At 56.8% G+C, this 14,245-nt stretch carries 15 protein-coding genes and 1 riboswitch; of the genes, 9 read left to right on the top strand and 6 right to left on the bottom strand.

Annotation, left to right across the window (positions count from 1 at the left end; translation table 11 throughout):
- Positions 1–474: 474 nt before the first annotated feature.
- Complete coding sequence (gene purH / locus C0560_RS01380) at positions 475–2,064, top strand: bifunctional phosphoribosylaminoimidazolecarboxamide formyltransferase/IMP cyclohydrolase (protein ID WP_248859473.1); 1,590 nt, start codon at positions 475–477, stop codon at positions 2,062–2,064.
- Positions 2,065–2,079: 15 nt separating this feature from the next.
- Complete coding sequence (purD, locus tag C0560_RS01375; RefSeq protein ID WP_248859472.1) at positions 2,080–3,372, top strand: phosphoribosylamine--glycine ligase; 1,293 nt, start codon at positions 2,080–2,082, stop codon at positions 3,370–3,372.
- 38 nt (positions 3,373–3,410) lie between these two features.
- On the opposite strand, the gene C0560_RS01370 is transcribed toward purD, so the two are convergent.
- The 6 genes from C0560_RS01370 to nudC all read right to left on the bottom strand — a co-directional run bounded on the left by C0560_RS01370 (position 3,411) and on the right by nudC (position 7,770).
- Complete coding sequence (locus tag C0560_RS01370) at positions 3,411–4,103, bottom strand: DUF1481 domain-containing protein (RefSeq protein WP_248859471.1); 693 nt, start codon at positions 4,101–4,103, stop codon at positions 3,411–3,413.
- A 12-nt stretch (positions 4,104–4,115) separates the two neighbouring features.
- Positions 4,116–4,388, bottom strand: coding sequence for a nucleoid-associated protein HU-alpha (gene hupA, locus C0560_RS01365; RefSeq protein WP_002445246.1), 273 nt, complete (start codon positions 4,386–4,388; stop codon positions 4,116–4,118).
- Positions 4,389–4,574: 186 nt separating this feature from the next.
- The gene (locus C0560_RS01360) at positions 4,575–5,165 is read right to left on the bottom strand and encodes a YjaG family protein (protein ID WP_100778093.1); all 591 of its coding nucleotides are present in this window, start codon (positions 5,163–5,165) and stop codon (positions 4,575–4,577) included.
- Positions 5,166–5,206: 41 nt separating this feature from the next.
- Positions 5,207–5,878 (bottom strand): deoxyribonuclease V, encoded by a 672-nt coding sequence (gene nfi / locus C0560_RS01355; protein ID WP_102105768.1) that lies wholly within the window; start codon positions 5,876–5,878, stop codon positions 5,207–5,209.
- A gap of 9 nt (positions 5,879–5,887) precedes the next feature.
- The gene (gene hemE / locus C0560_RS01350; RefSeq protein ID WP_248859470.1) at positions 5,888–6,952 is read right to left on the bottom strand and encodes a uroporphyrinogen decarboxylase; all 1,065 of its coding nucleotides are present in this window, start codon (positions 6,950–6,952) and stop codon (positions 5,888–5,890) included.
- A gap of 44 nt (positions 6,953–6,996) precedes the next feature.
- Complete coding sequence (nudC, locus tag C0560_RS01345) at positions 6,997–7,770, bottom strand: NAD(+) diphosphatase (RefSeq protein WP_102105770.1); 774 nt, start codon at positions 7,768–7,770, stop codon at positions 6,997–6,999.
- Positions 7,771–7,867: 97 nt separating this feature from the next.
- On the opposite strand from nudC, the gene rsd reads away from it, so the two are divergent.
- The 7 genes from rsd to thiH all read left to right on the top strand — a co-directional run bounded on the left by rsd (position 7,868) and on the right by thiH (position 13,976).
- A complete protein-coding gene (rsd, locus tag C0560_RS01340; protein WP_100778097.1) occupies positions 7,868–8,365 on the top strand; it encodes a sigma D regulator in 498 nt (165 codons plus the stop codon).
- A 53-nt stretch (positions 8,366–8,418) separates the two neighbouring features.
- Positions 8,419–8,527, top strand: a riboswitch (TPP riboswitch).
- 84 nt (positions 8,528–8,611) lie between these two features.
- The gene (gene thiC / locus C0560_RS01335) at positions 8,612–10,507 is read left to right on the top strand and encodes a phosphomethylpyrimidine synthase ThiC (protein ID WP_248859469.1); all 1,896 of its coding nucleotides are present in this window, start codon (positions 8,612–8,614) and stop codon (positions 10,505–10,507) included.
- Positions 10,507–11,142: a thiamine phosphate synthase gene (thiE, locus tag C0560_RS01330; protein WP_248859468.1), complete on the top strand. Its 636-nt coding sequence runs from the start codon at positions 10,507–10,509 to the stop codon at positions 11,140–11,142. Before thiC ends, thiE begins: the two co-directional genes overlap by 1 nt.
- Complete coding sequence (gene thiF / locus C0560_RS01325) at positions 11,135–11,890, top strand: thiazole biosynthesis adenylyltransferase ThiF (RefSeq protein WP_248859467.1); 756 nt, start codon at positions 11,135–11,137, stop codon at positions 11,888–11,890. The genes thiE and thiF overlap by 8 nt, the downstream gene beginning before the upstream one ends.
- On the top strand, positions 11,874–12,074 hold the full coding sequence (thiS, locus tag C0560_RS01320) for a sulfur carrier protein ThiS (RefSeq protein ID WP_181827158.1): 201 nt from the start codon (positions 11,874–11,876) through the stop codon (positions 12,072–12,074). The genes thiF and thiS overlap by 17 nt, the downstream gene beginning before the upstream one ends.
- Position 12,075: 1 nt before the next feature.
- The gene (thiG, locus tag C0560_RS01315) at positions 12,076–12,846 is read left to right on the top strand and encodes a thiazole synthase (RefSeq protein ID WP_248859465.1); all 771 of its coding nucleotides are present in this window, start codon (positions 12,076–12,078) and stop codon (positions 12,844–12,846) included.
- Positions 12,843–13,976, top strand: coding sequence for a 2-iminoacetate synthase ThiH (gene thiH / locus C0560_RS01310; protein ID WP_248859463.1), 1,134 nt, complete (start codon positions 12,843–12,845; stop codon positions 13,974–13,976). The genes thiG and thiH overlap by 4 nt, the downstream gene beginning before the upstream one ends.
- The last annotated feature ends 269 nt before the right edge of the window (positions 13,977–14,245 follow it).

Here is a 14,245-nt window from a genome sequence, read left to right as displayed (position 1 = left end):
GAATCCATGTCACTTTGAGTGCCCACACAGATTGTCTGATAAATTGTTAAAGAGCAGTGCAACGCGGCTTTCGCTCACCGTTGCGAGGTGGCGTATATTACGCTTTCCTCTTTCAGAGTCAACCCTGAATCTCAGGATTTTTTCTCTTCAACCGAACCGGCTGTTTGTGTGAAGTGATTCACATCTGCCGTGTCGATGGAGGCGCATTATAGGGAGTTCTCGTCAGCCCGCAACCGCTAAATGACAGAAAAATGACTGACTGCTGCATTCCACAGCAAAACCCCGCCTTATACCCTTTTGCACACAGACTTATCCACAACCCGACGAAAATTTGAAAATTCGCGAGCGTTGCGCAAACGTTTTCGTTAAAATGCACGCGCCATGCAAGGATGCCCTGTCAGGTGTGTTAGATGAGTTTTTTAAAGGAAAATTCATCTAACGCTCTCTGTAATCGTGAAATCCAGGGGATTTACCATGCAACAACGTCGTCCAGTCCGCCGCGCTCTGCTCAGTGTTTCTGATAAAGCCGGTATCGTCGAATTCGCTCAGGCACTTTCTGCACGCGGTGTAGAGCTGCTGTCCACTGGCGGAACCGCTCGCCTGTTAGCAGATAAAGGTCTGCCGGTAACCGAAGTGTCCGATTACACCGGTTTCCCGGAAATGATGGATGGACGCGTAAAGACCCTGCATCCAAAAGTGCACGGCGGCATTCTCGGTCGTCGCGGTCAGGATGACGGCATCATGGATCAACACGGGATTGCGCCGATCGATATGGTGGTTGTTAACCTCTATCCTTTCGCCCAGACCGTCGCTCGCGAAAACTGCTCTCTGGAAGATGCGGTCGAGAATATCGACATCGGCGGCCCAACCATGGTGCGCTCCGCCGCGAAGAACCATAAAGATGTGGCTATCGTGGTAAAGAGCAGCGACTACAACACCATCATCGATGAGATGGATGCCAACGAAGGATCCCTGACGCTGGAAACCCGTTTCGACCTCGCCATCAAAGCGTTCGAACACACCGCTGCTTACGACAGCATGATCGCCAACTACTTCGGTAGTCTTGTTCCGGCCTATCACGGTGAAAGCAAAGAGCCTGCTGGCCGCTTCCCGCGTACCCTGAATCTGAACTTCATTAAGAAGCAGGATATGCGTTACGGCGAGAACAGCCATCAGAACGCAGCCTTCTATATAGAAGAAGAGATCAAAGAAGCTTCCGTTGCCACCGCTCAGCAGGTCCAGGGCAAAGCGCTTTCCTATAACAACATCGCCGATACCGACGCGGCGCTGGAGTGCGTGAAAGAGTTTAACGAACCGGCCTGTGTGATCGTCAAACACGCGAACCCATGCGGCGTCGCTGTAAGCACTTCCATTCTGGAAGCTTACAATCGCGCATACAAAACCGACCCAACTTCCGCTTTCGGCGGCATCATTGCTTTCAACCGCGAACTGGATGCGGAAACAGCGAAGGCGATCATCTCCCGCCAGTTCGTTGAAGTGATCATTGCCCCTTCCGCGACTGAAGAAGCCCTGAAGATCACCTCTGCTAAGCAGAACGTCCGCGTGCTGGTCTGTGGCCAGTGGGCTGAACGTGTCCCGGCTCTGGATTTTAAACGTGTTAACGGCGGTCTGCTGGTTCAGGATCGCGATCTGGGTATGGTTACCGCTGGCGATCTGCGTGTGGTCAGCAAACGTCAACCGACCGAGCAGGAACTGCGTGATGCGCTCTTCTGCTGGAAAGTGGCGAAATTCGTTAAATCCAACGCCATTGTCTATTCCAAAGAGAACATGACCATCGGCATTGGCGCAGGCCAGATGAGCCGCGTTTACTCCGCGAAAATCGCTGGTATTAAAGCCAGCGATGAAGGGCTTGAAGTGAAAGGCTCTGCCATGGCCTCTGATGCCTTCTTCCCGTTCCGCGACGGTATTGATGCCGCAGCGGCGGCTGGCGTTACCTGTGTCATTCAGCCGGGCGGCTCAATCCGTGATGACGAAGTGATTGCTGCTGCCGACGAACACGGTATCGCAATGATCTTCACCGACATGCGTCACTTCCGCCATTAATCTCCGGAGCAGACAATGAAAGTATTAGTGATTGGTAACGGCGGGCGCGAACACGCCCTTGCGTGGAAAGCGGCACAGTCGCCTCTGGTTGAAACCGTCTTCGTGGCACCGGGTAATGCCGGCACCGCGCTGGAACCTGCTCTGCAGAACGTCGCGATCGGCGTGACCGATATTCCGGCGCTGCTGAACTTCGCCCTGAATGAGAAAATCGATCTGACCATCGTCGGCCCGGAAGCGCCGCTGGTGATTGGCGTGGTAGATGCGTTCCGCGCGGCGGGCCTGAAAATCTTCGGCCCAACGGAAGGCGCAGCGCAGCTCGAAGGCTCTAAAGCCTTCACCAAAGATTTCCTTGCGCGTCACAAAATCCCGACCGGTGAGTATCAGAATTTCACCGAAGTGGAGCCTGCGCTGGCGTATCTGCGCGAAAAAGGCGCTCCGATTGTCATCAAGGCCGACGGTCTGGCTGCCGGTAAAGGCGTAATCGTGGCGATGACCCTCGAAGAAGCCGAAGCGGCCGTTCAGGATATGCTGGCAGGTAACGCTTTCGGCGACGCTGGGCACCGCATCGTGATCGAAGAGTTCCTCGACGGCGAAGAGGCGAGCTTTATCGTGATGGTCGATGGCGAACATGTCCTGCCGATGGCCACCAGCCAGGATCACAAACGTGTGGGTGATGGCGATACTGGTCCGAACACCGGCGGCATGGGCGCTTACTCTCCGGCGCCGGTGGTGACTGACGAAGTCCACCAGCGCACGATGGATCGCATCATCTGGCCTACCGTGAAAGGCATGGCCGCCGAAGGCAACACGTACACCGGTTTCCTGTATGCCGGGCTGATGATCGACAAGCAGGGCAACCCAAAAGTTATCGAGTTCAACTGCCGCTTTGGCGATCCGGAAACGCAGCCGATCATGCTGCGCATGAAATCCGATCTGGTGGAACTGTGCCTGGCCGCCTGCGAAGGTAAGCTGGATGAGAAAACGTCCGAGTGGGATACGCGTGCCTCTTTGGGCATTGTGATCGCTGCCGGGGGGTATCCGGGTAACTACAACAATGGCGATGAGATCCACGGTTTACCGCTGGAAGAGGTCGACGGCGGTAAAGTGTTCCATGCTGGCACCAAACTGGCAGAAGACGATCGCGTGTTAACTAACGGGGGCCGCGTATTGTGCGCCACTGCGCTGGGTAACACCGTGGCCGACGCGCAGAAACGCGCTTACGCGCTGATGAAGGATATCCACTGGAACGGCAGCTTTAGCCGCGGTGATATTGGTTATCGTGCGATTGCCCGCGAGCAAGAGCAGTAACAACTATTCGCCCTCTCCGTCCGGAGGGGGCACTGATATCAGAAATTCTTTTCCGTCGGCTGCCACGTGCAGAAATCTTCGTTTGCCACCAGCAGCAGCTGTGACCCTTCTGGCGCTTCAAGCCAGGCAATACTCACTTCCATCGAAGAGTGTCGCTGACGCCGTTCGATATGTTCTATTGCCCAGGCTTCGAGATCGGGCTTAACGGTCTGCCCTTCACAGGTGGTGACTGTGCCATCAGGATGCCAGCGCCCCTGACGTAGCACCACGCGTCCCTGACGCAGCGCATCGCTGGTCTGGCGCACCTGGGTTGCCCGATAGCGGTACAGGGCGATTTGATCGCTGGAGAGCTGTTGTTTTTGGCCGTTGACCTCGCGCTGCATAAAGCTCAGCTCACCGTGGTCATCAAAGCGCACGCGCACGTGTTCAGGCGTTTTACTGTAGATATTGAGTTCAATCAGCGACAGCGCATCGCCTTGCCAGCGGTATTCCGCTGTAGAGGTATTGCCGTTGTGCCATGGGCTGAATGCGGAGAGCAGGTGAACGTCGTCACCAGAGTCTTTGCGCCAGACTCGTACCGCGCCCTGATCGTCAGCGTATCCGCTGGCGGTAAACGGCGGCAGAGAGGAGTCATGGCTGCAGGCAGTGAGCAACAGCATGCCCGCCAGCGCGAGCGGACGGCGCCATGAAAACAAAAGGGGCGAAACCGCCCCCTTGTTAAAACTGTTCACGGCCACGCCGTCTTACTTAACAGCGTCTTTCAGTGCTTTACCAGAAACAAATGCCGGTACGTTTGCAGCGGCGATTTTGATTTCTTTACCGGTCTGCGGGTTGCGGCCAGTACGCTCAGCGCGGTGGTTCACTTTGAAGGTACCGAAACCAACCAGTTGTACAGCATCGCCTTCTTTCAGAGACTCAGTAATAGCAGCCAGGGTGGATTCCAGAGCAGCTTTAGCCTGCACTTTAGACAGATCAGCCTTGTCCGCAATTACATCAATCAGTTGAGTCTTGTTCATAAGTTATCCTTTCAATGTGTTTATCGCTTGCTAAGCATCGAGTGCGACGAAAATGCCAAAAAAGCACTCTCCTGCATACACGCACCGATAGCCACTTTTTTTCGCCCCCCAAATGTAGACCAGACGGGGGGCAGAAGGGAAGAGTCGAGGTGCGACAAAACAGGCGTTAAATCACGTTTTATTGTCTCATTGGTTAAAAATTATACCAATATTACTCTCACCCGCCTCGCGTAAGTCCGCGCGCAGCCCTTTTATCAGCTCAATATCGCGTTCTTCGCAGTCGGCCAAAAGTCGGAATATTTCCCACTGAATATCCCACTCCTGCTCAACCGCAGGGTTAGCTCGCAGCTCTTCGTCGGTCATTTCGCGACCTTCCTGAGTCATTTCCAGCATTGCCACGGTGGTAATGGACGCCTTACTGACTTCGATGGCATGGTCGAGGGTTTCACCGCTCAGACGGGAGTGAAGCAATTCACTCAGTGCCACGCAGGCGTCGATAGCCGGGTAGACGCCATACATATCGTAGTCATCCGCCGACGGGATCGCCTCTTCCAGTTTTTCGAGCTGAGAATCGAAATTCACCTTAGCGTCTTTGACCGTGAGCGTTTCCCAAATCAGGTCGAGAATACGACGATAAATCTGGCCTTCACCAAATCCAGTCTGCTTGCAGAACGTGGCATAGTTGGGATACATGCGCTCGCACAGACAGGCCATAAAGGTGACGTGCTGCCAGCTTTCCAGCTTCTCAAGGCGCAGATGAATCGGGTTTTGTAACATGATGATGTCTCGAATCGGAAATTAGCCGCAGTTTACCTGAATCAACGCTGAATTTCCTGCCAACGAACAAATGCCGGACGCGCCGACGCCACTGCGTCAGCCCAGCGCGTCGGCTCCGGTAAACGGTAGCCTTTCATGCAGCGTTGCACCCACGCCAGTGCGCTGTCAGTGCTCACACGATGACCCGTCGCCACAAACAGCGGATTACAGCGCGCTTTACTGCGCCAGACCCAAGCCAGCTGCTCGCCCTTGTCCATCAGCGGTGCGAGAGCACCCGGTTCGGCGGAAAGCGGTTCGAACTTGCCGCACAGACGCTTTTTCGCCACGCCAATCGTCGGCACATCCACCAGCAGACCAAAATGGCTGGCCACGCCGAGGCGTCGCGGGTGGGAAATCCCATGACCATCGACGAACAAAAGATCGGGTTTTTGCGAGAGTTGCTCCCACGCTGCCAGTAGCGCGGGGTATTCACGAAAGGAGAGAAAACCAGGAATGTAGGGCATGGTGGTGGCGATGCGCGCCACTTTGTACTCCACCAGCTCCAGCGCGGGATAGGTTAACAGCACCATCGCGGCTCGCGTCACTTCCCCGCCCTGTTCAAACCCGACATCGGCACCGGCGATCAATGCCGGGGGATTCACATCCAGACGATCCTCGCGGATCACCGAGGAGGCCAGTTCGATTTGCTGAGCGCGTAATGACGCGAGATCCATAATCACTCCCTACTGGTGGTACTGGGCAGAAAGGCGGTGCACCGCCTCGACAAATACGCCTGCGTGCTCTGGCGGTACATCCTGATGAATACCGTGGCCGAGGTTAAAGACGTGCCCTTCGCCCTGACCGAATCCGGCCAGAATAGTCGCCACTTCTTCTTCGATACGTGCCGGCTGCGCATAGAGTATGGAGGGGTCCATATTGCCCTGCAGCGCCACTATGTCACCCACGCGACGGCGCGCATCGGCAATATCCGTCGTCCAGTCGAGACCCAGCGCATCGCAGCCGGTCGCGGCCAGTGCTTCCAGCCACTGCCCGCCGCCTTTGGTGAACAGCGTCACCGGCACGCGACGGCCTTCGTTTTCACGCAGCAGACCATCGACAATTTTATGCATGTAGTACAGGGAGAACTGCTGATAATCGCGCCCGGTCAGCACTCCGCCCCAGGTATCGAAAATCATGACCGACTGCGCACCCGCTTTAATCTGCGCATTGAGATACAGAGTGACGCTTTTCGCCAGTTTGTCCAGCAGCGCATGCAGCGCCAGCGGCTCGGCGTACATCATCTTTTTGATCATCGTGAAGGCTTTGCTGCTACCACCTTCAACCATATACGTCGCCAGGGTCCACGGGCTTCCGGAGAAACCAATCAGCGGCACCTCACCTTTTAGTTCGCGGCGGATAGTGCGCACCGCGTTCATGACGTAGCCCAGCTCCTGTTCAGGGTCTGGAATCGGCAGTTTATCGACGTCAGCTTTGCTCTTAATCGGTGAGGTAAAACGCGGGCCTTCGCCGGTTTCGAAATAGAGACCCAGCCCCATCGCGTCCGGAATGGTCAGGATATCTGAAAAAAGGATCGCCGCATCGAGCGGGAAACGGCGCAGCGGCTGCAGCGTGACTTCGCAGGCCAGCTCGGCGTTTTTGCACAGGGACATAAAATCGCCCGCCTCGGCGCGCGTGGCTTTGTACTCCGGCAAATAACGGCCCGCCTGGCGCATCATCCACACCGGGGTGATCTCAACGGGTTGGCGCAGCAGCGCACGCAGATAACGATCGTTCTTCAGTTCGGTCATTTTTGCAGTTCCTTAAGCGTCATGCCGCCAGTGTAACATGTGATTCATTCATAGTCGGCCCGACACATCGCGACGGTATCTTCTATCAGACGACGCGCCACGGTGCCCGGTGGCGGGAGAAGGGGTAAGTCGTCGTAGCGATACCAGTTGGCTTCCAGCAGCTCTTTTTGGTCGATCACGATATCGCCGCTGTCATAATCCGCCATAAACGCGGTCATCAGCGACATAGGGAAGGGCCACGGCTGGGAGGTGACGTAACGCAGGTTTTTAACCTTGATGCTGCTCTCTTCCATCACTTCGCGAGCAACAGCCTGTTCGAGCGTCTCACCCACTTCGACAAAGCCAGCCAGCACCGTATGCACGCCATTGCGATGGCGAGTGTGTTGCGCCAGCAGAATAGTGTCATCCCGACGAATGGCGACGATGATGCACGGGGCGATTTGCGGGTAGTAGCGCTCCCGGCAGTGGCTGCACAGCATGGCCCACTCGGATTTGCTCTGGTGCATGGTGTGCCCGCAGTAGCCGCAAAACTTATGGGATCGGAAAAATTCTGCCAGTTGCACGCCACGCCCGGCAAGCTGGAACAGACCGACGTCCAGATCGATCACCTGGCGAACCGATCCCATTTCGTGATGGCGATGTTGCTGGATCAACCACACGGAATCGCCCTGCCATTCGCCGAGCCAGAGTGCCCTCTGCCCCGCAAGATCGAAACGTCCTGCCTCGCCGTAAGGTAATTCTCCGCCGGGCAACCATAATTTTTGTTCGTGGCTGACGATCCACCAGCCGCGATCTAATTTTTCAATTATACGATCCATATCTATTGCACTACCTTTGCTTCACAGGCATGTTGATAACAATATTCTTACATTTCCGGGTGGCCAGCTTTTTCATCTTAACCTTGTGGAGTCAAACATGCTAAACCAGCTACAAAGCCTGACAGAGCGCGTCGGAGGAAGTCATGACCTGGTCGATCGCTGGCTGCACGTGCGTAAACATTTGCTTGTTGCTTACTACAATCTGGTTGGCATTAAGCCTGGCAAAGAATCGTATATGCGATTGAATGAAAAAGCGCTGGATGATTTTTGTCAAAGCCTGGTCGACTACCTTTCCGACGGTCATTTTAATCTATATGAACGTATTATTCGCGAAATGGAAGGGACCAGCCCGTATTTAGCGGCCACGAAACTCTACCCACTGCTGGAAGCCAATACTCAGCAGATCATGGACTATTACGACTCCACGCTCGAAAACGCCATCGATCAGGACAATTATCTGGATTTCCAGCAGGCCCTTTCCGATCTCGGCGAAGCGATGGAAGCGCGGTTCACGCTGGAAGACAAGCTCATCGCCCTGGTGCTGGACAGCAATCCAAAAGCCAGCAATGAAGACAACATCGCGCGGCCAGCTTGAGTTATTAAGCGTTAACGAGTAATTTACAAATACCGCACCTGCACTGCAGGCGCGTTTTCTTGTCGGAGTGCCCAGTGCGAAAGCCGGGCTGAGACCGTTAATTCGGGATCCGCGGAACCTGATCAGGCTAATACCTGCGAAGGGAACAAGAGTCAAAATGCTGTTGTATCACCCTCTCTGGGTGATCACACCTCTTGCTTCATCCGTCGTCTGACAAGCCACTCCTTACTTTTTTTGGAATGAGCTATGTCTGCAACTAAACTGACCCGCCGCGAACAGCGCGCACAAGCACAACACTTCATCGATACCCTGGAAGGCACCGCTTTCCCGAACTCCAGACGTATTTACATCACCGGTTCGCAGGACGATATCCGCGTCCCGATGCGTGAAATCCAGCTCAGCCCGACACTGATCGGTGGCAGCAAAGAAAATCCCCAGTTTGAAGATAACGAAGCAGTGCCGGTCTACGACACCTCTGGCCCTTATGGCGATGCGGACGTGGCCATCAACGTCCAGCAGGGGCTGGCAAAACTGCGTCAGCCGTGGATTGAGGCACGCCAGGACAGCGAATCACTGACCGACCGCAGCTCCGCGTACACCAAAGAGCGTCTGGCGGACGACGGTCTGGACGGGCTGCGTTTCACCGGCCTGTTGACGCCGAAACGGGCGAAAGCGGGAAAATGCGTGACCCAGCTGCACTATGCGCGCCAGGGGATCGTAACGCCGGAGATGGAATTCATCGCCATCCGCGAAAACATGGGGCGCGAGCGCATTCGCAGCGAAGTTCTGCGCCACCAGCATCCGGGCGAAGGTTTTGGCGCTCGCCTGCCGGAGAACATCACGCCGGAATTCGTGCGTGACGAAGTGGCCGCTGGCTGGGCAATTATCCCTGCCAACATAAACCACCCGGAATCGGAACCGATGATTATTGGCCGCAACTTCCTGGTGAAAGTGAACGCCAATATTGGCAACTCTGCGGTCACCTCTTCCATCGAAGAAGAGGTCGAAAAACTGGTGTGGTCCACCCGCTGGGGCGCGGACACGGTGATGGATCTCTCCACCGGGCGCTACATCCACGAAACCCGCGAGTGGATCCTGCGTAACAGCCCGGTGCCGATTGGCACCGTCCCGATCTATCAGGCGCTGGAGAAGGTAAACGGGATCGCCGAAGATCTCACCTGGGAAGCGTTCCGCGATACGCTGCTGGAACAGGCTGAACAAGGGGTAGATTACTTCACCATCCACGCCGGTGTACTGCTGCGCTACGTGCCGATGACCGCCAAACGCCTGACCGGGATTGTCTCGCGCGGCGGCTCAATCATGGCGAAATGGTGCCTGTCTCATCATCAGGAAAACTTCCTCTACGAACACTTCCGCGAGATTTGTGAAATCTGCGCCGCGTACGACGTCTCCCTGTCGCTGGGCGACGGCCTGCGTCCTGGCTCTATTCGCGATGCCAACGACGAAGCACAGTTTGCTGAGCTGCACACCCTGGGCGAGCTGACCAAAATCGCCTGGGAATATGACGTGCAGGTGATGATTGAAGGCCCTGGCCACGTACCAATGCAGATGATTCGCCGCAATATGACTGAAGAGCTGGAACACTGCCACGAAGCACCGTTCTACACCCTCGGGCCGCTGACCACCGATATTGCACCGGGCTACGACCACTTCACCTCCGGTATCGGCGCGGCGATGATCGGCTGGTTTGGCTGCGCCATGCTCTGCTATGTCACCCCGAAAGAGCATCTCGGCCTGCCGAACAAAGAGGACGTGAAGCAGGGGCTGATCACCTACAAAATCGCCGCCCACGCGGCGGATTTAGCCAAAGGCCACCCGGGCGCGCAGATCCGCGATAACGCCATGTCGAAAGCCCGCTTTGAATTCCGCTGGGAAGACCAGTTCAATCTGGCGCTCGACCCGTTCACCGCGCGCGCCTACCACGATGAAACCCTGCCGCAGGAGTCCGGCAAAGTGGCGCACTTCTGCTCCATGTGCGGGCCAAAATTCTGCTCAATGAAAATCAGCCAGGAAGTGCGCGACTACGCCGCCAGGCAGGTCATCGAAGTGGGCATGGCTGACATGTCAGAAAACTTCCGCGCTAAAGGCGGCGAAATCTACCTCAAAAAAGAGGAGGCGTAATGTACCAGCCCGATTTCCCCCCGGTGCCCCTGCGCTTAGGGCTTTACCCGGTCGTCGACAGCGTGGAATGGATTGAGCGCCTGCTTGAGGCAGGCGTCAAAACGCTCCAGCTGCGTATCAAAGACAAGCGTGATGAAGAGGTGGAAAGCGACGTGATAGCTGCCATCGAACTGGGGCGCCGCTTTGACGCCCGGTTATTTATCAACGATTACTGGCAGCTGGCGATTAAGCATCAGGCCTACGGTGTGCATCTGGGTCAGGAAGATCTCGAGACCACCGATCTGAGCGCCATTCGTGAGGCAGGCCTGCGCCTGGGCGTCTCGACTCATGATGATATGGAGATCGACGTGGCGCTCGCCGCTCGCCCCTCCTATATCGCGCTCGGCCACGTCTTCCCGACGCAAACTAAACAGATGCCGTCAGCCCCGCAAGGGCTGGCGCAGCTGGCGCGCCATATCGCTCGTCTGGGTGATTACCCGACCGTCGCTATCGGCGGTATCAGCCTGACGCGTGCCCCGGCAGTGCTGGAAACCGGCGTCGGCAGTATCGCGGTGGTCAGTGCCATTACGCAGGCAGCAGACTGGCGGGCGGCCACTGAACAGCTGTTGCAGCTGGCGGGAGCGGGCGATGAATGACAGCGATTTCATGCGCTACAGCCGCCAGATCCTGCTCGACGACATCGCCGTCGAGGGTCAGCAAAAGTTGCTCGACAGCCGGGTGTTGATCATCGGCCTCGGAGGACTGGGCGCGCCTGCTGCGCTCTATCTGGCTGGCGCAGGCGTCGGTACGCTGGTGTTTGCCGACGACGACGATGTCCATCTGAGCAATTTGCAGCGGCAAATCCTGTTCACCACCGAGGACATTAACCAGCCAAAAGCGCAGATCACCACCCAGCGGCTGAATGCGCTCAACCCTGACATTACGCTCATTGCCGTGCAGAAGCGGCTGGAGGGAGACGCGCTCCATCAGGAGGTCGCCCGCGCCGATGTGGTGCTGGATTGCACCGACAATATGGCGACACGTCAGGCGATCAACGCCGCCTGCGTGGCCCTCGATACGCCGCTCATTACCGCCAGCGCCGTTGGGTTTGGCGGGCAGATGATGGTGCTGACGCCGCCGTGGACGCAGGGCTGCTACCGCTGCCTGTGGCCGGACGATGAAGAGCCGCAGCGCAACTGCCGTACGGCGGGGATCCTCGGGCCGGTCGTCGGCGTGATGGGCACCTTGCAGGCGCTGGAGGCGATCAAGCTCATCAGCAAAATGGCGACCCCGCGCAATACGCTGCGGATGTTCGATGCCCGTTCAGGAAACTGGCGGCATCTGGCATTGCAGCGCGCCAGCGGGTGCCCGGTATGCGGAGGACAGCATGCACATTCTGTTTAACGATGAGCCGATGCAGTGCGTTTCGGGGCTTAGCGTCGCAGCCCTTCTCGACCAGCTACGCCAGCTGAAGCCGGGTATGGCGCTGGCCCTTAATCAACAGATCCTGCCGCGTGAGCAGTGGGAACATCAGCAGGTGCGCGATGGCGATCAGATCCTGCTTTTTCAGGTCATCGCAGGAGGCTGATATGTTACGTATTGCGGATAAACTCTTTGAATCACACCTTTTCACCGGTACCGGAAAATTCGCTTCGCCACAGCTGATGGTCGATGCCATTCGCGAGAGTGGCAGCGAGCTGGTGACGCTGGCGATGAAACGCGTGGATTTACGTCATCACAGCGATGCGATCCTGGCCCCGCTTCTGGCGGCGGGCGTGACGCTTCTGCCCAACACGTCTGGGGCGAAAACGGCAGAAGAGGCGGTGTTTGCCGCCCAACTGGCACGCGAAGCGCTGGGCACCAGCTGGCTGAAACTGGAAATCCATCCCGACGCGCGCTGGCTGCTGCCCGATCCCATCGAAACCCTGAAAGCAGCCGATATTCTCGTCAAGCAAGGGTTCACGGTTTTGCCCTACTGCGGCGCGGACCCGGTGCTCTGTAAACGGCTTGAGGAAGTCGGTTGCGCGGCGGTGATGCCGCTGGGTGCGCCCATTGGCTCCAATCAGGGGCTGGAAACCCGCGCGATGCTTGAAATTATCATTGAACAGGCCACCATTCCGGTGGTGGTAGATGCGGGTATCGGCGTGCCGAGCCATGCTGCGCAGGCGCTTGAGATGGGCGCCGACGCCGTGCTGGTCAACACCGCAATTGCAGTGGCTGATGATCCGGTGATGATGGCGCACGCGTTTCGTCTGGCTGTAGAGGCAGGCCTGCTAGCGCGCCAGTCCGGGCCTGGCTCGCGCAGTTTTCAGGCGCAGGCCACCAGCCCGCTAACGGGCTTTCTGGAGGCGTACTCATGAGCACCTTCGTCGACCGCTGGCGGGAACTGGACTGGGACGATATTCGTCTGCGAATCAACAGCAAAACCGCCGCAGACGTCGAGCGCGCCCTGAACGCGCGCCATGTCTCCCGCGAAGATCTGATGGCCCTGCTCTCCCCCGCCGCCAGCGCCTATCTGGAGCCAATGGCCCAGCGCGCGCAACGGCTCACTCGCCAGCGTTTTGGCAACACCGTGAGCTTTTACGTGCCGCTCTACCTTTCCAATCTGTGCGCCAATGATTGCACCTACTGCGGCTTTTCCATGAGCAATCGCATTAAGCGCAAAACCCTCGACGAGCATGAAATTGCTCGTGAGTGTGGCGCCATCCGGGAGATGGGCTTTGAACATCTGTTGCTGGTCACCGGTGAACATCAGGGAAAAGTGGGCATGGACTATTTCCGTCAGCACGTTCCGGCCATACGTCGCCGGTTTTCGTCCCTGCAGATGGAGGTGCAGCCACTCTCTGAAGAGGAGTACGTGGAGCTGAAATCCCTTGGGCTGGACGGCGTGATGGTCTATCAAGAGACCTATCACGAAGCGATGTACGCCCGGCACCACCTGAAAGGAAAAAAGCAGGATTTCTTCTTCCGCCTGGAAACGCCGGACCGACTCGGTCGCGCGGGAATCGACAAAATCGGTCTCGGCGCGTTGATTGGGCTGTCAGACAGCTGGCGGGTTGACTGTTTTATGGTGGCGGAGCACTTGTTGTGGCTCCAGCAGCACTACTGGCAAAGCCGCTACTCCATCTCTTTCCCGCGGCTGCGCCCCTGCGCTGGCGGTATCGAACCGGCGTCGATCATGGATGAACGCCAGCTGGTGCAAACGATCTGCGCGTTTCGCCTGCTGGCACCGGAAGTGGAGCTGTCGCTATCAACACGGGAATCGCCGGCGTTTCGCGATCGGGTTATTCCGTTAGCCATTAACAACGTCAGCGTCTTTTCCAAAACCCAGCCGGGCGGTTATGCCGATAATCATCCAGAACTGGAGCAGTTCGCCCCACACGATGGCCGTCGTCCTGAAGAGGTTGCCCACGCGCTCAGCACCCAGGGGTTACAGCCCGTCTGGAAAGACTGGGATAGCTGGCTGGGGCGCGTCTCGCAGTTACGTTGAAACGCGATGCAACGAGGCGAAATGTTCTCGAGGAGCCTCGGAGTGTCACCATTGAGCAGTTGTCGAATCATCTGCGTTTTTTTAATCTGCAAACGTCAGCAGCGGACGCTGACCAGGGCGAAAAGCTTCTTCCTCGTTTCGCCCTGCCTTCACAAAAATAAGCAGTTTCTGGTCAGTTATTAAGATAAATCATCCTGCCTTAAAATCTGGGAAGTATAATTAACCAGCATACATTTGGACTATCACCTCTTCTGGATCTCTGACAACCC

This window comes from Lelliottia sp. AC1 (genome assembly GCF_023278595.1).
Lineage (GTDB): Bacteria > Pseudomonadota > Gammaproteobacteria > Enterobacterales > Enterobacteriaceae > Enterobacter > Enterobacter nimipressuralis.
The sequence above is the reverse complement of the archived record's forward strand: the minus strand, read 5'-3'. Positions and strand labels throughout refer to the sequence as shown.

What these genes read in the sequence shown, in the direction of transcription:
- purH (WP_248859473.1), top strand. Translation starts at nt 475, where the DNA reads ATGCAACAACGTCGTCCAGTCCGCCGCGCTCTGCTCAGTGTTTCTGAT.
- purD (WP_248859472.1), top strand. Translation starts at nt 2,080, where the DNA reads ATGAAAGTATTAGTGATTGGTAACGGCGGGCGCGAACACGCCCTTGCG.
- hupA (WP_002445246.1), bottom strand. Translation starts at nt 4,388, where the DNA reads ATGAACAAGACTCAACTGATTGATGTAATTGCGGACAAGGCTGATCTG.
- C0560_RS01360 (WP_100778093.1), bottom strand. Translation starts at nt 5,165, where the DNA reads ATGTTACAAAACCCGATTCATCTGCGCCTTGAGAAGCTGGAAAGCTGG.
- nfi (WP_102105768.1), bottom strand. Translation starts at nt 5,878, where the DNA reads ATGGATCTCGCGTCATTACGCGCTCAGCAAATCGAACTGGCCTCCTCG.
- hemE (WP_248859470.1), bottom strand. Translation starts at nt 6,952, where the DNA reads ATGACCGAACTGAAGAACGATCGTTATCTGCGTGCGCTGCTGCGCCAA.
- nudC (WP_102105770.1), bottom strand. Translation starts at nt 7,770, where the DNA reads ATGGATCGTATAATTGAAAAATTAGATCGCGGCTGGTGGATCGTCAGC.
- rsd (WP_100778097.1), top strand. Translation starts at nt 7,868, where the DNA reads ATGCTAAACCAGCTACAAAGCCTGACAGAGCGCGTCGGAGGAAGTCAT.
- thiC (WP_248859469.1), top strand. Translation starts at nt 8,612, where the DNA reads ATGTCTGCAACTAAACTGACCCGCCGCGAACAGCGCGCACAAGCACAA.
- thiE (WP_248859468.1), top strand. Translation starts at nt 10,507, where the DNA reads ATGTACCAGCCCGATTTCCCCCCGGTGCCCCTGCGCTTAGGGCTTTAC.
- thiF (WP_248859467.1), top strand. Translation starts at nt 11,135, where the DNA reads ATGAATGACAGCGATTTCATGCGCTACAGCCGCCAGATCCTGCTCGAC.
- thiS (WP_181827158.1), top strand. Translation starts at nt 11,874, where the DNA reads ATGCACATTCTGTTTAACGATGAGCCGATGCAGTGCGTTTCGGGGCTT.
- thiG (WP_248859465.1), top strand. Translation starts at nt 12,076, where the DNA reads ATGTTACGTATTGCGGATAAACTCTTTGAATCACACCTTTTCACCGGT.
- thiH (WP_248859463.1), top strand. Translation starts at nt 12,843, where the DNA reads ATGAGCACCTTCGTCGACCGCTGGCGGGAACTGGACTGGGACGATATT.